A 20,273-nucleotide genomic window follows, 5' to 3' on the forward strand; every position below is an offset into this window, starting at 1 on the left:
ATGGAACTCGACTCGAAATTCGCCCTGGTCACGGGCGGCGGCAGCGGCCTCGGCCGCGCGGTGTGCCTGCGCCTGGCCGAGCTCGGCGCGGGCGTCGCCGTCGGCTACCTCTCGCGCTCCGAGGTCGCGGAGAAGACCGCCGAGGAGATCCGCGCCTTCGGCGGCACGGCCCAGGCGGTGAAGATCGACGTCCGCGACTACGCGGAGGTCACCGAGGCCGTGCAGGGCCTGGTCCGGGAGCACAAGAGCATCGACATCCTGGTCAACAACGCCGGGATCTGCACCGCGAGCACCATCGTCTCGACCGAGTCCACCGACGGGTGGAACGACGTCATCCAGACCAACCTCGTGGGCGCCTACAACTGCATCAAGGCCTGTGCCCTGCCGATGATGCTCCAGCGGTCCGGCGCCATCGTCAACGTCTCCTCCATCCTCGGCCTCGTCGGCAAGGGCGGGCTGAGCGCCTACTGCGCGAGCAAGGCCGGCCTCTCCGGCCTGACCGCCTCCCTGGCCGCCGAGTTCGCCATGCACGGCGTCCGGGTCAACGCGGTCGCCCCCGGCCTCTCCGGCGGCACGGGCATGATCCAGGAGTTCCCGCAGGACCAGCTGGAGATCATCGTCAACGAGCGCATCCCCCTGCAGCGTCCCGCCGAGCCGGAGGAGATCGCCGAGGCCGTCGTGTTCCTGGCGCGCGAGGGCTCCAGCTACATGACCGGGCAGACCATGGTCGTGGACGGCGGGCTCACGTCGGTGATCCGGGGGATGGCGAAGACCAGATGACACAGAGGACGGCCGTCCTGTTCAACCCCCAGGTGGCCATGCGCCCCGGGGACTACCGGGACCTGTACGAGGCCCTCCCCCGGGTCCGCCGACGGCTGGAGGACGCCTCCGAGGCGATCGGCGCCGACCTGGTCGGGGCCTTCCACTCCGCCGACGCGGACCTGGTCAACCAGGGTCCGCTCATCCGGCCCATGTCGGTCGCCCTGGGCATCGCCCTGTACGAGTCCCTGCCCGCGCGGCTCAGGGAGGGGGCCGCGTACACGGCCGGGCTCAGCCTGGGGCAGATCACCGCCGCCGCGGCCGCCGGGGCGCTGGAGTTCACCGACGCCGTCCGCACCGTGCGGACCATGGCCGCCATCGAGGAGGAGGTCTTCGCCGGACGCGACTACGGGAGCACGTTCTGCTACTGCGTGGACCTCCAGGCCGTGCACGCGAAGATCGGGGAGCTCACCGGGCAGGGGTTCGAGGTGGCGCCCTGCGCCGTCACCGGCGACGACCAGATGGTGGTGTCCGGCGAGGGCCGGGCCCTCACCGCCGTCAACGAGCTGGCGGCGGAGACGGGCGGGGTCGGCGTGCGCATCCCGCACGGCCCGCCGGGCCACTCCCCCATGCTGGCGGAAGCCGAGCGCCGCTTCGCCGCCGAGTGGAAACAGGCCGACCTGGTGCGCGCCCCGGGGGTCCCCCTCATCTGCAACATGGGCGCCCACCCGCTGACCACGGCGCAGGAGGTGCGCGAGGCCCTGATCACCCAGTACACGCGGACCGTGTACTGGGCCGAGGGCATCGAGCACCTCCTCGCGCTGGGAATCACCCGGTTCGTCGTGGTGGGCCCCGGCCACTTCATCGCCAAGTCCTTCACGTTCATCGGCAGGGCGAAGGGGGCGGACGTGATCCGCTTCGACCAGGCGCCGTCCTTCCTCCGAGAAATGGCAAAGCACCGATGAGCGCGGTCCTCTTCGGCGGAACGGTCCCGCCGCTGCACGCCAAGACCGGCGACTTCCTGGAGACCGACCCCTACGCCCGTGCCCGGCTGGAGGAGGCCGAGGAGGTGCTGGGCGCGGGCATCCTCCCGCGGTTCGCACGGACCTCGGAGTCCTACTCCCGCGAGGCCCGGCAGGCCTATCTGGTCACGTGCGCCGCCCTCGCCGACCGCATCAGGTCGGAGGAGGGGGACGCCCGCCTCTGCACGGCGGCGAGCATCGGCCACCTCCCCGCGCTGCACTACGTGGGAGCGCTGTCCTTCGCGGACATGATGCGGATGGGCGAGGCCGTGGCCGCGTCCGAGGAGGTGTGGAACGCGGCCGACCACGGCAGGGTGTCCCACTTCGTGTACCGGGTCGGGCGCGACCGCCTCGAGGAGCTGCGGGCCCGGGTCGAGTCCGAGGGCGGATGGGCCGAGGTCGCCGGCCACTTCAGCGACACCATCCACCTGCTCAACGTGTCGGCGGAGCACCTGCCCCTCCTCGAACGCGAGGTCAGGGCCGGGGGCGGGGTCTCCGTCCTCACCTTCCCCCAGGCCGAGCACAGTCCGTCCAACGCCGGGCTCCGGGACCGGACGGCCGAGGGCACCGCGGCGTTCCGCTTCCGGGACGCGGGGGTCCCCTTCGTCCGCGGTTCCGACGGCGTCCTGGTGGACAGCGCCGAGGACCTGCGCGACACGCTGCTCCAGGACTGCGTCACCCCGGTCGACTTCCCGCTCGTGGTGGGCCGGCTCCGGGAGCTGGGCGTGCGGCGGGTGCACGTGATCGGTCCCGGCAACCTGTTCGAGCGGCTGACCAGGGACCACTTCGACGTCACGGTCCTGGCGCCCGACGGCCGCGCCCGGGGTCTGACGACGGCCGGCGCGGGCCCGGCCCGGGTGGGCGGCCGGTCCGCGGCATCCCCGGAAAGGAGTCGGACATGACGGGCACGCTCTTCATCGACGGGGAGGAGGTGCCCGGGCCCCGTCTCGCAGAGGACGCCGGGGCGCTGACGCGGGCGCTGTCCTCCGCCGGCGCGGGCCCCGGGCACGGTGTGGTCCTCGGCCGCGACGACGCCTACACCGCGGTGCTCACGGCCCTGGCCGCCGAGTCCCTGGGGTCTCCGGTGCTCTGCCAGGGCGAGCGGTGGCGCCGCATGGGGTGCACCCGGCGCGTGGCCGCCGTCGTCGCGCCCGGGGCGGGCGGCGGGCCGACGGCCGTCACGGCCGTCGCCGACGACGGCCGGCCCGCGTTCGCCGAGACCACGCACACCCTGCTCTACACCTCCGGGAGCAGCGGTGAGCCCAAGGCCGTGGAGCTGTCGCGCGGTGCGATCGACTACCACCGGCACACGGTGGCCGCCCATGCCGGGGTCGGTCCCGGGGACCGGATGCTGGTGCCGATGTCGCTGCTCAACTCCTACGGGTGGGGTGTGGTCCAGTACTGGCTGGCGCACGGGTTCGCGCTGCACGTGGAGTCGCGGCTGAGCATGGACCGGGTGGCCGGCCTGCTCCGCGGCGGCGCGTTCACCACCCTCGACGGCGTCGGCTCGATGTACGCCGCCCTGCTCGCGGCGGCCCGCGAGGACCGGGACCTGGCCTCCGCCCTGGGCGGCCTGCGGTTCCGGGGGTGCGGCGGAGACGTGCTCCCGGTCTCCCTGGTCGAGGGCTACGTGGACGTGGTCGGCGGCCCGATCCACGACGGGTACGGGCTCTCGGAGACGGTCGCGTGGGTCACCCAGTCGGTCCCGGACGACTGGCGGCCCGGCACGGTGGGCCCCCTCGTCAAGGGCTCCTCCGCCCGGATCGACCCGGACACGGGGGAGGTCCACCTCCGCGGCCCGGGCCTGATGGACGGTTACCTGGACGATCCCGGGGCGAACTCCGACGCCTTCACCGGGGACGGGTGGCTGCGCACGGGGGACCGCGGTTCCCTCGCCGGGGATGGCCACCTGACCATCGAGGGCAGGATCAAGGAGTCCCTGGTCGTGCACGGGGAGACCTTCCCCCCGCGGTTCGTCGAGGACGTCATGGCCGCCTGCCCGGCCGTGAGGGAGGCCGCCGTGGTGGGGGTGCCCACCGGGAAGGCCAGGGGCGACCGGCTCGTCGCGTTCGCGGTGGCCGATCCGGGGCACGGCGGGGCGGCGCTCGCCCAGGTGCGCGCGGCGCTGCGCGACCACCTCCCCGTGCACCTGAGGCCGCGGGAGATCCACCTGCTCGACGAGTTCCCCCGCACGAGGACCGACAAGCCCGACCGCCGCGCGCTGCGCTCGTCGGTCACGGCGGGGGAAACACCGGGAACGGCTCGCTGAAAAACCGCGAAGAGTAACACGGGGAACACGTAGGACAATAAAAAGGAGAGATACAGCAGGAGGAATTACAGAAGCGATATACCGAGAGCCCAGAAAGCCGAACCCGAGAGAGGCCATTCGGCTTCTTCGGCCTGCCCGGAAAAGGAGCCCGCCCCCAAAGCGGAAAACACTTCGGAGAGGGTTGACAGGAAAAAATATGGCGTCCTAATATGAGCACTGTTCGCGAACCCGCCCCGCAAAGGCAAAAGCTTCACCCGGGAAAGACAGCGCCGGCCACATTGGACTTCCCGAGTCAATTTCGCTGAATCTCAGAGAGGAATGGTTCCCATGCAGGAGTTCGAGGAGATCATCACCGAGTCCGCCGCTGACGAAGAGGTCTCGTTCATCGACTTCAACTGCTAGCAGGCGTCTCTGGCCCGGCCCGAACGGCTGGCGACCGAAGCACCACAGGCCCCGTGGCGGGGCCGGAAGATCCCGAGACCCCGCCGCGGGGCCCTGCTCGTACGACTCTCCGAACAGAGGATCGACCATGCCCGACAAGGCTCCCGACGGCACGTTCCGTCCCTCCCGATTCAACGTGGTCACCAAGGCCGAGGACATCGGCGCGGTCGTCCTCTACAACTCCATGCGGGGAAGCGTCTTCAAGGTCGGGTCCCCGCTCGGCGAGCGCGTCCACGCCCTGCTCCACAACCGCAAGAGCGTGCTCTCCCAACCGGATCCGGACTCGGAGGAGAGGGTCCTATTCGACACGCTGGTGGCCAAGGGCTTCCTCGTCTCCTCCTCCCACGACGAGCTGGCCGCCGCCGACGACCTGCGCGACCGGCGCAAGAACCGGACCGACCGCCTGGAACTGATCATCATGCCGACGGAGGCGTGCAACTTCCGCTGCACCTACTGCTACGAGGACTTCGCGCTGGGCCGCATGGCGACCCATGTGCGCGAGGGCGTCAAGGCCCTGGTCAGGCGCTACCGCCGCGAACACGGCATCGAGAAGCTCACCGTCTCCTGGTTCGGCGGCGAACCGCTCGTCGCCTTCGACGTGATCGAGGAGCTCAGCACGTTCTTCCTCGACTTCTGCGCCGAGGAGGGGGTCGAGTACAGCGCGGGCATCACCACCAATGGCCTGCTCCTGACCCCCGAGGTGGCGGCCCGCTGCATCGAACTCGGCATCAGCAGCTACCAGATCACCCTGGACGGGCCGGCGCACACCCACGACTCCTCGCGCTTCCTCATGGGCGGCGGCAAGACCTTCGACGAGATCGTCGCCAACCTGACGGAGATGTCGCGCACGGACAAGGTCTTCCGCGCCCTCATCCGCACGAACTTCACCGAGGAGAACAGCGTCCACGTGCCCGAGCTCATCGAGGAGATGAGCCGGCTGTACGCGCACGACAAGCGGTTCCGGGTCATCTACCGGCCGGTCGGCGACTGGGGCGGCCCCCAGGGCGAGGACTCGGAGGCCTTCTCCGGCAAGCAGGCGGAGATGACCAAGCTCGGCCTGTGCACGAGCGCCTTGGACGCGGGCCTGGACCCGGCCGACGACGTGTTCCTGAAGCCGAACGGATCCGTCTGCTACGCCGCCTCGCCGTGGTCCTTCGTGATCCGCCCCAACGGCCTGGTCAACAAGTGCACCGTGGCCCTGCGCGACCCGCGCAACGCGGTGGGACAGCTCGGCGCCGACGGCGACCTGGGTCTGGACCCGGAGCTGATGAGCCTGTGGGTGGACAACGACGACGCCAAGGACTCCGGCTGCCGCTCGTGCTTCTTCCGGCCCTCCTGCCAGGGCGCGCACTGCCCCCTCGTGCGCATCCAGGAGGGTGAGCGGCCCTGCCCGCCCCAGAAGGTCTGGATCGGTCCCACCATCACGACCGTGGCCGCCAGCAGGGGGGCCCGATGACCGGCCGGGCCGGCATCGCGGTGGACGACGACAGCACCTGGTGCGCCTGGACCACGGCGGGGGGCCTGGTCCGCGCCATGGAGCTGGGGGCCGACCGCTCCGGGGAGATCGTCGACGCGGGACGGGGGACCGCCGTTCACGCCGGGTCCGGAACGGGACGCTTCCTGGTCCACGACGGGGAGGACGTCCGGTCGTGGAGTCCGGACGCGGGGACCCGGAGCGTGTGCTCGGCCGAACCCGGCTCACTGCTCCTCGAGCCCGGGGGAGCCGCCGGCCACGAGGCCACCCTCGTCGCCGCCGCCTCGGAGTCGGAACTGGCGCTGCTCTCGGCGGCCGGGACCGTGTCGTCCCAGCGGCTCGGCGCCCCTCCCCTGGTCCTGGCCTGGCAGCACCGCCGCCGCCGGATCCTGTGCGTCCTCGCGGACGGCACCGTCCACAAGCTCGACCCCCGCACGGCGCGGACCGACACCTCGTCCCTGTCCTTCACGGGCAACCACCGGCTGGCGTGCTACGACGAGGTGCTCGGCGGGGTCTGGTCCGTCCCCGAGCAGTCACCCGACACCGCGCACTTCCACCGGACCGAGGCCGACCGGCCCGGCACGCTCTACACGCTGGGGCTCGGCACGGTCCCGGCGGCGATCCGCTCCTCGCACAGCGGTGAATGGCTGATCGCCGCGACCCCCGGGCGGCCCACCATGCTCACCAACGTCAACAGCGGGCGCTCCTTCACCGTTCCGGGCGAACTGGCCGCGCGGGGGGCGCCCGGCGTGTTCTCCTTCGACAACCGGCTGGTGAGCGTCGAGGGCGATGCCTTCGAGGTCCTCCCCGTTCCGGCCCGCGCCGACGTCCGGTCGCGTGACGGCTCCCTCCCCATCGAGACGTTCTGGTCGGCGCCGCCGCAGATGCACCGCGCCACCAGGCGGCCCAAGGAGGAGCGCACCCGGGGAGAGGGGGGAGGGGCCCGTGTCGGCGCCGGTTCCTGACCCGCCGCTCCGCGGAGGCCCCCGGGAACCGGCTGCCCGGGTCGTCGGCCGCGGCGAGGGAGGCCCCCTCCCCCGCGGCCGGCAGCGGTCACGCCCCGTCAGGGCCCGGGCCGGCTCCCCCGCCCCTCCCTTCTGTGACCGGCGAACCACGACCCCCGCGCCCGACGACCCGCCGAGGTCGACGCCGGGGCGCGTCCGACCCTTCCACTGGAGAGCGCATGACACCCACGACAACCACCGATCGGCAGGAGCTCAGGAGCCACGGCCCCACCCTGGGCCGCCTGGTCGGTGACACCGACGCCTTCCTCGAACACTGGGAACACGCACCCGCGGTCGCGGAGGCGTCCGCGGACGTGGCGCGGGCCTTCCCCCTGGACAGGGCCTTCTCCCTGCTGGGGACCCCGGGCCTTCCCGTCTCGTGCTTCCGGCTGCTCCGGGACGGCGCGCCGGTACCGCAGCAGGAGTACTCCGCGGCCCGTGAGCGCCCCGGCCCCGGCCGGGAGCCCTTCGCGGACGGTGCGGCCCTGCTGAGGGCCTACGAGGACGGCGCGACGATCATCTTCGAGGAGGTGCGCCTGCTCGTGCCCGAGGTGGCCGCACTGGCCTCCGGCCTCGAGGAGGACCTGGGGTTCGGGATCTACTGCGCGGCCTTCCTGACCCCCGCGGGGAACTCGGGTGCGCGCCCGCACTACGACCTGGCCAGCGGCCTGCTGTGCCAGATCCACGGGTCCAAGGTCTGGTCGGTCGGCGATCCCTCCGAGCGGTGGCCGGCCACGCCCTGCGGCGACGCCCGGCCCGAGTTCGACCCCGTGCTGGAGACGGTCCTGCGGCCGGGGCAGACCCTCTACATCCCCCGCGGCCACCCGCACGCCGGGGCCGCGACGGACGAGCCGTCGCTGCACCTGTCGTTCGCGATCAAACCCCGGACGTGGAGGGACGTCCTCCAGTCGTACATCAGGCTCGGGGGGACGCCGGAGCCCCTGCGGGAGCTCCTGCCCCTCGACCACGCCGGACGCTCCCCCGAGGAGCTGGCGGCCGAGGCCGTCGACCGGCTGCGCGCGGTGCTGCGGTCCCCGGCGGAGTGACCGCGCCGCCGGAAGCGGCGGCGCGCAGGGCCGCGGGGGGACGGACCCGCGGCCCGGCGCCGGTCCCCTCCGCCGCGACGTGAGGGGCGGGCCCCTGCCGGTCCGCCCCGCGTCCGGCGAGGGGACCGGGCCCGCAGCGGGAGCCCGGGCGTTCCGCGCCCCGGGCACGGGAACGGGCGGCCCGGGAGGATCACCGCAGTTCGCGGAGCCTCTCCTCGATCTCCAGCACCTGTTCCGTGCGGTGCTGTTCGCGGTAGAGCTTCAGCGCCTGTGTCCATGCCTCGCGTGCGGGGCCCGGTTCGCCGAGGGCCAGGTGCGCCTTCGCCAGGCCGCTGAGGGTGTTCGCCTCCTCGTAGGAGTCCCGCAGGACGCGGTGCACCGGAAGGGATTCGTGGTAGTGCTCGACGGCTTCTTCGTGGCGGCCCGCCCGGGTGGCGATGTAGCCCAGGCTGTCCAGGCAGGCCGCCTCCCCCACCTTGTAGCCGAGGTCGCGGCTGGCCTTGAGCGCGTCCTGGCAGTGGGACCGGGCACTCTCGTAATGGCCGAACTGGGCCAGGGTCCAGCCCAGGTTGTTGAGCGCACTGGTCTCCCACGTGGCGTTGCCGACACGGCGGTAGAGCTCCAGGGAGCGTTCCGCGTTCTCCAGCGCCATCTCCTCGTCGCGGATGTGCAGCCCGAAGCGTGTGTAGATCTGGTGCGTGTGGGCCTGGTTGAGCAGGTCCCCGGACTCCTCGAACTGGGCGACGGCCCGCGCGAGGTGCTCCAAGGGCTCCTCCCCCCGGTGGTCCGCCTGGATGAGGGCGGTCGCCAGGCCCCGGTGGGCCATCGCCCGCAGGGTCGGGGCGTCCGGCCCCTCGACCCTGGTGGCCGCGTCCAGGCCGACACGCCTGTTGCCGACGAAGTCGTCGACGTCCCCCCAGCGCCGCAGGAAGGTGTGCGTGTCCCATGCGAGCCGCCACACCTCGCGGTGGAGGCCGAGGTCCTGTGCGAGGCGCATGACAGCGGGCAGCAGGGAGCGCTCGGTGGTGAACCACGCCAGTGCGTCGGCCTCCCCCGTCAGCCCGTAGGCGGTCGCGCGTTCCTCGGTCGGCTCCACGACCGCGTCCGACAGGATCTCCTGGGGCGCCAGCAGGTGCTTCCCGAGAGCCGCGGTGCGGACGAAGAAGTCGACCAGCGCGGACAGGCCCTCGCGGCGTTCCTCCTCGGACCGGTCCTGTTCGGTCCGCTCCCTGCCGTGGAGGCGGACGAGGTCGTGGAGTTGGTAGCGTCCGGGCATCGGCTGCTCGACGAGATGGGCCGACCCCAGGGTGCGCAGCAGCTGCCTGGTCCGGGCGGGTGTGAGCCCGGCGAGCGCCGCCGCGGCCGGAACCCCCATGTCCTGCGCCGGCGCCGCGCTGAGCAGGCCCAGCAGCCGTGCCGCGGGTTCGGGGAGGGCCCGGTAGGAGGCGTCGAGGACGCTGCGCAGGGACGTGGCGAAATCGCCCGTGTCCAGGGCGTCGAGCGTGCTCTCGGCCTCCCTCAGCTCGGAGGCGAGTTCGGCGAGCGGCAGGTGGGGGCTGCCGGCGGCGTGGGCGGCGGTGATGGACAGGGCGAGGGGCAGCCGCCCGCAGCCGGCGACGATGGTGTCCACCGCCTCCGGTTCCCTGGCCACTCGGCGCTCCCCGACACGGGCCGTCAGCAGTTGGCGCGCCTCGGCGGAGGTGAGCGGGTCGAGGGCGACGACGCGGACGCCCCCGGTGGTGAGCAGGCCGCTGAGCCGCTCGCGGCTGGTGACCACGACGGTGCAGGAGGCCGACCCGGGGATCAGGGGGCGGACCTGTTCGGCATCGCGTGCGTTGTCCAGCAGGATCAGCATCCGTTTGTGGGCGACGATGCTGCGGTAGAGGCCGAACCGCGCCTCGGCGCTGGACGGGACGGCCTGCTGGTCCACCCCGAGGGCCGTGAGGAAGTCGTGGACGGCGGTCTGCGGTTTCGTGGCGGGCGCGCTCGGGGCGAAGCCGTGCAGGTTCACGTACAGCTGGCCGTCGGGGAAGCGGTCGAGGTTGTCGTGCGCCCAGCGCAGCGCCAGCGAGGTCTTGCCGACCCCGCCGAGACCGCAGACCACGGTGACCGGCAGCGCCCCGGGGGCCTGCGTGTCGTCGAGGAAGGCCATCTCCCTCCGGCGCCCGGCCAGCAGCGGCGGAGGAGGCGGCAACTGCATGGGCAGGGGCGGGGGTGCCGGAGCCGGCCGTGCATCGGGGTCCGGCGCGGACGCGTCCGACACGTCGTGCGCGTCCAGGGCCGGGTCCGCGTGCAGGATCTTGCGGTGCAGTTCCTTGAGCTCCGCGCCGGGGTCGGTCCCCATCGCCTCGGAGAGCATCCTCCTGATGCGCTCGTAGTGTTCCAGCGCCTGCGCGGCGCGCCCCTCCCGGTACAGGGTGAGCATGAGCTGGCCGACCAGGCGCTCGTCGAGCGGGTGCCGCTGTGCGAGGTCGGAGAGGTCGCCCAGGAGTTCGGCCTGCCTTCCGTGGCGGAGGAGCAGGTCGTTGCGGTCCAATTCGGCCCGGAAGCGTTCGAGCCGGAGCCTTTCCCGGAACTCGTTGACCCACGTACTGTCCAGGGTCCCGAACGCGTCGGCCCGCCAAAGGCCCAGCGCCTCCTCGAACAGGGCCAGTGCGGATTCGCCGTTCGCCGAATTGCGCGCCCTCGCGACAATCTCACGGAAACGGTACAGGTCGATTACGGAAGTGGCATCGTCGTCGAGTTTGAGGATGTAGCCGCCGGGCCTCCGATCGACCGTGATCCCGTCGACCGCGCCCAGTGCGGAGCGGAGCCGCGAGACGTAGCTGTACAGCGAGGAGCGGGCCCCGTCGGGAGGGCGTGGGCCCCAGACCCGGTCGATGAGCTGGTCGACCGTGACCAGGCGGTCGGCGTCGACCAGCAGCCCGACGAACACGAATTGCCGCCTCATGTGCCCGAGATCGACGGGGCGCCCGTCGATCCGCATCTCGATGTCGCCGAGTACAGAGATCTCGACCGTCAACGCCACTCCCGGATTGGAACGAAAGGGGACGACCCATACCCGTGGTATGCGGGAGCACAGCAGTACCTTGGACCCCAGGAGTGTACTCCCGGAAGATCGCTCCAAAACCCTTTGCGGAAGGCACTTTTTCCACGGATTTCCCGGCGGGGATTGATCGTGGTTCCCGGCGAACAGGCCGACTGCCGCGGCCATGGCCCGACCAGCAGAAAGGGTCACCGGTGAGAAAATCCCAAGGTGTCCTTTGATCCGATGACCGGCCGTTCTCTTCGGGCCTTCCCCGCCGAATGCCCCGCTCGCTTCTCGGAGTCGGTCGAAGGCGGAGGCGTCGTCAGGTCCCGGGTTCATGCTTCCGCCTCCCCGTGTGATCCCGCGGTAGCTGTGCGTCCCCGCCGGGACAGCCGGACCACCGACACGTTCGGGTGGACGGGCGAGGTGCCCGCGCCCGCCCGCCGGCACCGTCCCGGCACCCCGACACACGGCACCAGGCGTCGGGTGTCCCTGCGCCACGGTCGACGCAACAGCGCGTACACGCCACTGCGCGTCGGGCGACCCTGGCCGCACCGTCGTCGTTAGGGTGTGCACAGATCTCCGGACGTTCCGGTTCTTCTCGGTTGATGAGCCCTGTGTCGGAGACCTCCATCTTTTCGGGCTCGGACATGCCGAACAACGCTCAGGCGGGGTAGGAGACACATCCGGCTTCGATACAAGCCTTGGTTCAAAGAAAGGATCACATGCTGACCCGTTTGCACGACGTCCTACGGTTGCGGACCTCGCCGCCGATTTTTTTCGGCTCGGCCGGTGTGATCATCGCGTTCGTGCTCGTCACGATCGTCTTCACCGAGCCGCTGGACGCAGCCGTCACCGTCGCCTCGGAGTGGCTGTACACCAACCTGGGCTGGTTCTACATCCTCGGTCTCACCCTGTTCCTCGTTTTTCTGATCTATATCGCCCTCGGCAGATTCGGGCGGGTGAAACTGGGCCCCCACGACGAGGTTCCCGAGCACTCCGGACCGGCCTGGTTCGCCATGCTCTTCGCCGCCGGCATCGGCAGCATCCTGATGTTCTGGGGTGTGGCCGAACCCATCAGCCATTTCGGCGATCCGCCCCGGGGGCCCTCTCTGGGCATCGAACCGGGAACGGCAGAAGCCGCCGCTGATGCGATGAACTTCACGTTCTACCATTTCACCCTGCACACCTGGACGATCTTCACCCTGCCGGCCCTGTGCTTCGCCTACTTCATCCACAAGCGGAATCTGCCGCCGCGTGTCAGCTCGATCTTCCAGCCGATTCTCGGCGAGCGGATCCACGGTCCCATCGGCGTCTTCATCGACGTCGTCTCCATCGTCGGCACGGTCTTCGGCGTCGCGGTCTCCCTCGGCCTGGGCGCCCTGCAGATCAACAGCGGGATCCACCGCGTGCTGGGCGTCCCGGAGAGCGCCGTCTGGCAACTGGTCATCATCGGTGTCGTCGGCGGGGTCGCGATGATCTCCGTCGCGTTGGGCCTGGACCGCGGTATCAAGGTCCTGTCCAATGTGAACATCTGGATGGCCGTGGGCGTACTGGCGTTCATCCTGTTCACGGGTTCCACCCTGTTCGTGCTCCGGGGCACCATCGAGTCGCTGGGCCGTTACGTGATGAACCTGCCCGAGTTGGCCCTGTGGAACGACACCTTCGCCAACACCGGATGGCAGACCGAGTGGACGGTGTTCTACTGGGCCTGGACGATCAGCTGGTCACCGTTCGTGGGAATCTTCATCGCCCGGATCTCCAAGGGCCGCACCATCCGCCAGTTCGTCTCCGGGGTGCTGCTCGTTCCGGCCGGCTTCTCGGTGCTGTGGTTCGGCATCTTCGGGTTCTCCGCCTTCGACATCGAGCTCAACCGCGGGGGCGGCCTGGTCGAAAGCGTTGTGGACCAGGGAGACGTCCCCGGGGCGCTGTTCGCGTTCCTGGAGCACTACCCGGCCCCGACGCTCCTCTCGGTCGTCGCCATCATCCTGGTGGTGGTCTTCTTCATCACCTCGGTGGACTCCGCGGCACTGGTGACCGACACGATGGCCAACGGCCACGAGGACTTCAACCCGCTGGGCCAGCGCATCTTCTGGGCCGTCGCCATCGCCGTGGTGACCGCCACCCTGCTGGTGTTCTCCGGGTCCGGCGGCCTGGAAGCGCTCGAGAAGATCATCGTCCTCGTCGGCCTCCCGTTCTTCGTGATGGGCTACTTCCAGATGTACGCGATGCACCGGGCCCTGCGTGAGGACGCCGGAGAGCTGCCCGCGATGCGGACGCGCACGTGGAAGAAGGTCCTGCCCCCGGAGGAGTACGAACGCCGCCAGGACGAGGACGAGCACGACACCTCGGAGACCGTCGTCGAGCCCGAAGCCCTCGACGAACCGCCCGTGCTGCGCGATCCCTACGTCGACCAGGACCATCCGACCGGGACGCCCGGCACGCTGCCGGCACGCACCGGTTCGGCGAAGCTCCCCGGCCGCCGGTCGAAACGGACCACCCGGCCGCCGCAGTCCGACCGCCAGGACCGGGAGGAACCCGAGTAGACGGGGTCCCGGAGGCCCTCCCGCGCCGGTGGTCCGTACGCGGACGCCGGGCGGGGGCCGTCCGGAGATGCCGGCCTCGGCGCGCGGCTCCGGTGAGGACAGAAAACCTGCAGCGGGGGCACAGCGCATAGGAACGTGACGACCCGCAGGGCGGTGTCCAGGGCTCCGACGCGCCGTAGCCGGTGGCGTTCGGCGAACAGCTGCGGTTGGTCGGCGTCCCGGCCCCGCCAGGGCCCGCCCAGGGCGCGGAGCGCCGAACGTCGCTGTAGGAGCTGCGACGTGTGACGGGAGAGGCCCCCGACCGGCTGCGGTATCCCCGGTCGGCCGGGCAGGAGCCCTGCCCGGCCGCCGGCCCCCCACGAATTGGCACCACCGTTTCCACCCGAGAGCCAGGTACGTCTGGGCACCGCGAAGGCGAAGACCGGGATACCGGATCTGCCCGCGTCCGAACTGCGTACGGGTTCCTTCTGGACAGACCTGTTTGCTGTCCCCTTGGCCCACGACCATGCAAAGGCCGACGATGCGCGTTTCCTGGTCCAGAAGCAGTGGGCCCCTGGGCGTGCACTCCAGCAACGCTGGAGGTCAGATCCACGGCTACCGGCCGGAGGACCCACCCTTCCGGGATTTGGCCGCCATACTCTTCTGGGTTTCGGTCCAGCGGAGGGGCGGGCTGGGGAAGGTGGGGAGCGAGCCGGTCGTAGACCTCCTGTGCGGAGGCCGGGCGGGCCTCGGAGTCCTTGGCCAGCAGGTCGGTGACGAGCTGGTCCAAGTCCGCGGGCAGGTCAGGGCGGTGCAGGGAGGGAGGCTTGGGCTCTTCCTCCACGTGCGCGCGCTGGAGCTGGAAGGGGGTGTAGCCGGCGGAGAAGACCGGCTCTCCGGTGAGCGCCTCGTACATGACGCAGCCCAGCGAGTACAGGTCGCTGCGCGGGTTGACCCCGCCGGTCAGGACCTGCTCCGGAGGCATGTAGGCGCAGGTGCCGAGCTGGCTGCCGGTCATGGTGATCCGGGTCATGTCGGTGCGCAGGACGGCCGCGATGCCGAAGTCCAGGACCTTGACCATGCCGTCGTCGGCGATCATGACGTTCCCCGGCTTGAGGTCGCGGTGCACGACGGGGACGGCGTGGGCGTGGGAGAGCGCCGAGCAGATCTGCGCGGCCACGGACACCGCCGCCGCGACCGTCATCGGTTTCTCCTCGGCGATGACGTCGGCCAGGGAGACCCCGCGCACGAGCTGCATGATCAGGTACAGGCGTCCCTGGTCGACGTCGACGGCCGCGTCGTAGACGGCGGGCACGTTGGGGTGCTCGATGCGGGCGGTGATGCGCGCCTCGCGCTTGAACCGGGCGGCGAACTCCCCGTACTTGCCGGGGTCGGTGACCAGGTCGGGGCGGATCACCTTCAACGGGGATCAGCCCGTGTGGGGGGCGCCCCCAGCCAGCGCGTGTTCCACGCGCAGTCGCTGGGTGTGGTGCATCTCCAGCCCCGCCACCTCCTCGGGACCGAACCAGCGGACCTCGTGGGACTCATCGCTCACCGCCAGGCGACCGCTTACCACCCGGGCCCGGAAGCACACGTTGAACTGGCGGCGCACCTCACCGTCGCTGTAGGCGATGATGTGCCGCGCGTCGGTGTAGGTGCCCACCAACCCGGTCACCTCCACCTCATAGCCGGTCTCCTCGCGCACCTCCCGCACGGCCGCCTCCGGAAGGCTCTCGGTCATCTCCATCACCCCGCCCGGCATCGCCCACAGCCCGTTGTCCACCCTCCGCTGCAACAGCAAGCGGCCCTCGTCGTCGACGACGGCCGCACTGGCCGCGACCACCAGACTGTTGGGAACGGGAGCCGCAGGGTCGTCGTAGTACTCGGTGCGAGCCATGTACTGATTCACTCCTCAAGAGGTAGGCCGGTACGCCATACGGCGTCCATGCTGGCGGCATAGGCGTCGAACAGCCCCTGAGAAGCCGTGCGTTTGAGCCGCAACAGCGGGTTGCCATAGGCATTGACCCCGTACAGGTGCGTGTTGACGTACATGTGGTCATCGGCTCGGTAGAGCGAGTTGTACAACGTCGTGGAATGCACCCTCACCGAGACTCCCGGGGCTGTTGTCAGAGGCCGGTAGTGCATCGCGGCCAGGTGGCATCGGGACTGTATGCCGTGGCCGAAGCTCTCCTCCTCACCACGCACACGCACGGCCTCGCAGTCGGGATCCCCGATGAGCACACGCACATGGACATCGTCTTCGGCCCTGTCCCTGAGCAGGTCGTTCCACCCGGAAATCTGTTCGTGGAGGAACAGAGCCGCGTAGACCAGGATGTCGATCGACCTCTCAGCCGCCGCGAACATGCCCCGCCACTGCTCGGCCGGCACGTCGGAGCGTTGCCGGTAAACGGCCACCAGGTCCTCATCCGTGTCCGCCGTTCCTTTGGTCCGCCGTTCCAGGGAGGGCCAGAGTTCGCGGGCGTCCGCACCGAGCACACGCGCCACCGCGTGTGCGTTGCGGCGGTGGGGCACTCGTCCGGTGCCGATCCAGCGGGCCACGGTCTTGGGGTCGGTGCCCACGTGTTCGGCGAGGGAGGCCACCGTGTGTCCGGACTGTTCCAGGCGGATGCGAAGCCGTTCGTTGGGGGACATAGGGACGTTTCTACCGCACCGGGACGTCTTCCGAGGCGTCCTTCGTGCGGTAGCTACGTCCCAGGGGCCTGGAAAGACTGGCACCACCTGAGATTCCCCTCTCAGGCGTCCAGGGCTGCTTCCTGGGCGAGAACCTCGCAGAAGGGAAAGTCGCATGGGCGACCTTTCGCACACTGATGCCGCCATCGAGAACGACGGGCTCCTCCTCCTGGTCGAGCAGGTGGGTGTGGCCCACGACCGCCACCGTTCGGAGCACTCCGACATCACCAGCTCGCAGAACTCGGCCGGGGACGACGGTGAGAACCGTGACCTGAACCTGCCCAAGGAATAGGAGCACGTCCATGGAGCACCGGCTTGTCACCGGAATCGAGAAGGCGCTCGGTTGGGAAGGCCCGTCGGCGGTGGGAACCGCGTTCGCCCGTGGAACCCTGGCCGACGACGCACTGCTCGAACGACTGATGACCCCCTACCGGCTGATGGAGACCATCCAACGCCGCCACCTGTCCAGTCCGCAACTGCGCTGTTACTCCAAGGGGCAGGAGCTTCACCCCTCCAGTTACCTCTCCACCGCCGTCAACCGCCTCCGACAGGCAGTACAGCAGGCGGACATGGCCGCGCTGGGTGCCATCCTGAACAACGACGGCACCATCGTGCTCGACAGCGTCGACACCTTCGACCCAACCATGGAGGTCGCCTGCCGAGCGCTGGGATGGTGGTCCGGGGAACTCGTCTCCGTCAACTGTTACCTGGCTGTGGGCGACACCCCGGGTTTCCATCTGCACTGGGACGATCACGACGTCATCGCCGTGCAGCTCTCGGGCGAGAAGTCCTGGCAGGTTCGTGGGCCCTCACGGCCATCGCCCATGTATCGGGACGCCGAACAGAACCTGGAGCCGTCCGAAGAGGTCGTCTGGGAGGGGACGATGTCCGCCGGGGACGTCATGCACATCCCTCGGGGCTGGTGGCACACCGCGACCCGGGTCGGTTCCGGCAACCAGGGGCACTCCCTGCACGCGACGTTCGGCATCACCAAGCGAACCGGTGTCACGTGGGCGAACTTCCTCTCGGACGCAGTGCGAGCGGACGAGGGTTTTCGCTCCGACCTGGAGAGCGCCCGTGGTCCCATCGACGACGAAGGGCTGTTGACCAGGCTCGCCGAGACGGCACGCGCGAACCCGCCCTCGAACTATCTCGGCCAGCTCCGGGCAAACACGCCACCCCAACGACACATGCCCCTGGTGCACTCCTTCGGGCCCCTGGCCGGAACGGACGTGGTCGCGGTCACCGAGTTCCCGCCCGTCCTCGCCGTCGACGACACGGCGGTCCGGGTGACCGGCGGCGGGAAGAAGCTCACCTTCCACACGCGCGTCGAACCGGCGCTACGTGCCCTGTTGTCGGGCCACCCGGTTCGCCTCAAGGAGGAGAACAACGACCTCCGGACCGTGGCCGCACATCTGATCGAGGAGGGCCTGTGTGCTCCGATGACCGAAGGACTGTCCTGGGGCTATACCGGTCTGGTCCCGACCGTGACCTGCTCGGACGGGCCCTTGAACTCGGTGTGACCTGGTTGGACACCGCCTTCAACTACCAGAGGTTCGCCGCTCACCGGTCGCTGGCGGATACGGCCGGGGATCTGCTCGCCTCCTTCGAGGTCAGCACGAAGGTCGGATTCTTCCCTGACGGGCACGACCTGTCCCCGGAACGGCTGAGGGCAGCGGTGCGGAAGATACCCGAAGAGCTCGGGTGTGTTCCAAGCACCGTGCTTCTACACAATCCCGAATGCTCGGCCGATGGCTTCGAAGAGGCCTGCACGACCTTGTCGGAGATGCGCGACGCAGGGTACTGCCGTGCGTGGGGGTTCTCCTCCTGGGACCCCCGAGCGCTGGCTGACCGTGACTGGCCGGTTCCACGGCCGGATGTGGTCATGGTCCGCGCGGGCCTGAGCGTTCCAGCTCCGGTGCTGGAAGCCGCCGAAAGGCTCTCGACACAGATCAGGGCCCGAACGGTGTGGGGGATGGCCCCCTTCGGTGGCGATGCGGCCGGCCCCCTCTGGTCGGAAATCGACACCTCGCTGTTCCTCGCACCCGGGCAGCGGGCCAGCCGCGTCCAGGCGGGGGTGGCGGCGGCCTGGGTCGTCCCGGTCGTCGAAAGGCTGGCCGTGGGTACCTCTTCGCCCACGCATCTGGAGGAGATCGTGCAAGCTGAGTCCCTGACCGTCTCGACCAGCACGGTCGACCGCTACCGCGCGCTGTTGCGTCGCAGAGCAGAAAGAGCCGACACAGCATCATGACCTCCCAGGACAACACCCAGCTGACCGTGTTGGACGACCTGTCGACCGTGGACATCGACCACGTGGTGGATCAGGCCGAACAGCGGCTGGGTCGTCGGCTGTGCCGTGAGGGTGCCCACTACAGCCGGTTCAACGGCACCGCAGGGTTTCGCAGTGACGCCGACACCTGGGTGCGCCTGTCCTGGAGGCGCCGCACACGCCTCCACGTCCCCTCCTGGACCGGGACCGAAGAAGCGGCGGCGGTCATCCACGGGGTCCCCAAACCCGTGTGGATCGCTGCCGCCACCTGGTCCGACCCCGGTCGTGGTGTGGTCTGGAAGGTCGAGGAGACCTCTCTGGCCCCTGCCAGTGCAGTGTCGACCACTGCTGAGATCGTCAGCGATCCGAACCTGCCTGAGTCTTGGTGGACCAGTCTGGGGGCTGGGCTGGCCGAACTCGCCGTACACACGACGGACCGTGTGGCCCTGAACCAGATTCACCTGACTCGACGTGTGCACGAGGTCTACGGCACCGAGGTCGACACACGGATTCCGGATGGTGAATGGGCCTGTGCCCACGGTGATCTCGGGTACGCGAACCTGACCGGACCCAAGCTGGTTCTGTTGGACTGGGAGAGCTGGGGGATGGCACCGATCGGGTGGGACGCCGCCTGCCTGTGGTCGGCTTCGCTCGGCGTCCCCGAGGTCGCGGACAAGGTGGTCGAGGAGTTCACCGAGCCGTTGGCCACCAAGAGCGGACTTCTATGTCGGTTGCTGCTGTGTGCCAACGTCGCTCGGGCCGGCAGACGGGTGGGGAGGGACCTGCCGATGACCGAAGTCATGGCCTCGACCGCTGACATGCTCATGGCTGAACTCGCGGACCTCCCCTGATCCGCCCCTAAGGACGCAGACGTTCGGCGGTCAGGCCATGACGGATACCGTTTCGCAGCTTTGCAGACGCGCTGGGCCAGCATGTCTGGTGAGGGTCCAACGGTGGGGCTTGCGGTGGCCGTGCGGACGCTGGAAACGGCGGCGCGGCAGCGGCGTGCGCTCCGGACGGGGCCTCAGCGAGCCGTCGTCCGGGGTGGGACGGGGACACGGGACCGAAGGCAGCGGTGGCCGGCCCGGAGTGGGTGAGGGCTGCCTACCGGGGTCCTGGGGATTCTGGACGTCACGGGAGTTCTGGGCGTCGCGCCCGGCCATCCGGGCCGCCTGGATGTGCATCCAGGCGGGCAGAACGCCGTGGGCCTGCCGGTAGGCCACCCGGGGGTTGCCCTGCATCTGGGCGAGGAGGCGCCCCTCCCGGTCCGCCACGAGGCCGTGTCCCGCACCTGCTGGCGGGGACGGTCACGGACGCCATGGAAGAAGAGGACCTTGGTCCTGGGTCAGACCCCGCGGACGATCGACATCATGTCGACATGGACACCCTTCCGTTCGGACCGAACGCCATCCTGATCTCCCCGACCGACATGGCTCACAAGGTCGGGTGCTGGCACAACGACGAGCCCCGTATCCGCTCCGGTGAGCACCCCGGATGGGGTTGGATACCCGAGGCCGCCGCCGAGCAGTGGCTGCGGATCGGTGAGGGCCAGCCGCTCCAGGCGACGGAGGGCGACACCTCTCGCTCGGCGCAGAGGCGATGCAAGACCTGCCCCAGCGACTGACGCGCCCCCTCCACAGGGTGGCTGGAGGAGGCCGGACCCTGTCCGGAAGTCCCGGGGGCGGAGCAGGCGCCGGCTCCGCCCCTGCCTCACCAGGGCCGGTGAGCACGAAGCAGGCCGCCCG

Annotated in this window: 16 protein-coding genes and 1 pseudogene; 13 read left to right on the forward strand and 4 right to left on the reverse strand. The window is 70.1% G+C overall.

Annotation, left to right across the window (positions count from 1 at the left end; translation table 11 throughout):
- The 7 genes from ACWGL3_RS00360 (at position 1) to ACWGL3_RS00390 (ending at position 8,015) form a co-directional block, all read left to right on the forward strand.
- A complete protein-coding gene (locus ACWGL3_RS00360) occupies positions 1-780 on the forward strand; it encodes a 3-oxoacyl-ACP reductase family protein (protein WP_267949343.1) in 780 nt (259 codons plus the stop codon).
- Positions 777-1,724, forward strand: coding sequence for an ACP S-malonyltransferase (locus ACWGL3_RS00365; protein ID WP_267949342.1), 948 nt, complete (start codon positions 777-779; stop codon positions 1,722-1,724). The genes ACWGL3_RS00360 and ACWGL3_RS00365 overlap by 4 nt, the downstream gene beginning before the upstream one ends.
- Positions 1,721-2,683, forward strand: coding sequence for an ACP S-malonyltransferase (locus tag ACWGL3_RS00370; RefSeq protein ID WP_267949341.1), 963 nt, complete (start codon positions 1,721-1,723; stop codon positions 2,681-2,683). The genes ACWGL3_RS00365 and ACWGL3_RS00370 overlap by 4 nt, the downstream gene beginning before the upstream one ends.
- Positions 2,680-4,050, forward strand: a complete 1,371-nt coding sequence (locus ACWGL3_RS00375; protein ID WP_267949340.1) for a class I adenylate-forming enzyme family protein — start codon at positions 2,680-2,682, stop codon at positions 4,048-4,050. Before ACWGL3_RS00370 ends, ACWGL3_RS00375 begins: the two co-directional genes overlap by 4 nt.
- Before the next feature lie 529 nt (positions 4,051-4,579).
- Positions 4,580-5,947 carry a radical SAM/SPASM domain-containing protein gene (locus ACWGL3_RS00380; RefSeq protein WP_267949339.1) on the forward strand — a complete coding sequence of 456 codons (1,368 nt, stop codon included), beginning with the start codon at positions 4,580-4,582 and terminating at the stop codon, positions 5,945-5,947.
- Positions 5,944-6,930 (forward strand): hypothetical protein, encoded by a 987-nt coding sequence (locus ACWGL3_RS00385; RefSeq protein ID WP_267949338.1) that lies wholly within the window; start codon positions 5,944-5,946, stop codon positions 6,928-6,930. The genes ACWGL3_RS00380 and ACWGL3_RS00385 overlap by 4 nt, the downstream gene beginning before the upstream one ends.
- A 218-nt stretch (positions 6,931-7,148) precedes the next feature.
- Positions 7,149-8,015, forward strand: coding sequence for a JmjC domain-containing protein (locus ACWGL3_RS00390; RefSeq protein WP_267949337.1), 867 nt, complete (start codon positions 7,149-7,151; stop codon positions 8,013-8,015).
- A 190-nt stretch (positions 8,016-8,205) separates the two neighbouring features.
- On the opposite strand, the gene ACWGL3_RS00395 is transcribed toward ACWGL3_RS00390, so the two are convergent.
- A complete protein-coding gene (locus tag ACWGL3_RS00395; protein WP_267949336.1) occupies positions 8,206-11,043 on the reverse strand; it encodes an AfsR/SARP family transcriptional regulator in 2,838 nt (945 codons plus the stop codon).
- Between the two features lie 725 nt (positions 11,044-11,768).
- Between ACWGL3_RS00395 and ACWGL3_RS00400 the strand changes: the two genes are divergently transcribed.
- Positions 11,769-13,589 (forward strand): BCCT family transporter, encoded by a 1,821-nt coding sequence (locus tag ACWGL3_RS00400; protein ID WP_452460565.1) that lies wholly within the window; start codon positions 11,769-11,771, stop codon positions 13,587-13,589.
- Between the two features lie 763 nt (positions 13,590-14,352).
- On the opposite strand, the pseudogene ACWGL3_RS00405 reads toward ACWGL3_RS00400, so the two are convergent.
- The 3 genes and pseudogenes from ACWGL3_RS00405 to ACWGL3_RS00415 all read right to left on the reverse strand — a co-directional run.
- Positions 14,353-14,985: pseudogene (locus ACWGL3_RS00405) on the reverse strand (serine/threonine-protein kinase); the annotation flags it as partial.
- A 12-nt stretch (positions 14,986-14,997) separates the two neighbouring features.
- Positions 14,998-15,465, reverse strand: coding sequence for an NUDIX hydrolase (locus tag ACWGL3_RS00410; RefSeq protein ID WP_352985450.1), 468 nt, complete (start codon positions 15,463-15,465; stop codon positions 14,998-15,000).
- A gap of 8 nt (positions 15,466-15,473) precedes the next feature.
- Positions 15,474-16,220 carry a helix-turn-helix domain-containing protein gene (locus ACWGL3_RS00415; protein WP_452460566.1) on the reverse strand — a complete coding sequence of 249 codons (747 nt, stop codon included), beginning with the start codon at positions 16,218-16,220 and terminating at the stop codon, positions 15,474-15,476.
- A gap of 154 nt (positions 16,221-16,374) precedes the next feature.
- On the opposite strand from ACWGL3_RS00415, the gene ACWGL3_RS00420 reads away from it, so the two are divergent.
- The 5 genes from ACWGL3_RS00420 to ACWGL3_RS00440 all read left to right on the forward strand — a co-directional run bounded on the left by ACWGL3_RS00420 (position 16,375) and on the right by ACWGL3_RS00440 (position 20,152).
- A complete protein-coding gene (locus ACWGL3_RS00420; protein WP_452460567.1) occupies positions 16,375-16,551 on the forward strand; it encodes a hypothetical protein in 177 nt (58 codons plus the stop codon).
- Positions 16,552-16,561: 10 nt separating this feature from the next.
- Complete coding sequence (locus ACWGL3_RS00425; protein ID WP_452460568.1) at positions 16,562-17,782, forward strand: JmjC domain-containing protein; 1,221 nt, start codon at positions 16,562-16,564, stop codon at positions 17,780-17,782.
- Complete coding sequence (locus tag ACWGL3_RS00430; protein WP_352985445.1) at positions 17,779-18,510, forward strand: aldo/keto reductase; 732 nt, start codon at positions 17,779-17,781, stop codon at positions 18,508-18,510. The genes ACWGL3_RS00425 and ACWGL3_RS00430 overlap by 4 nt, the downstream gene beginning before the upstream one ends.
- Positions 18,507-19,379 carry an aminoglycoside phosphotransferase gene (locus ACWGL3_RS00435; protein ID WP_452460569.1) on the forward strand — a complete coding sequence of 291 codons (873 nt, stop codon included), beginning with the start codon at positions 18,507-18,509 and terminating at the stop codon, positions 19,377-19,379. Before ACWGL3_RS00430 ends, ACWGL3_RS00435 begins: the two co-directional genes overlap by 4 nt.
- 527 nt (positions 19,380-19,906) lie before the next feature.
- Positions 19,907-20,152, forward strand: a complete 246-nt coding sequence (locus ACWGL3_RS00440) for a hypothetical protein (protein ID WP_267949333.1) — start codon at positions 19,907-19,909, stop codon at positions 20,150-20,152.
- Positions 20,153-20,273 lie beyond the last annotated feature (121 nt).

Source organism: Nocardiopsis sp. NPDC055824 (assembly GCF_053616335.1).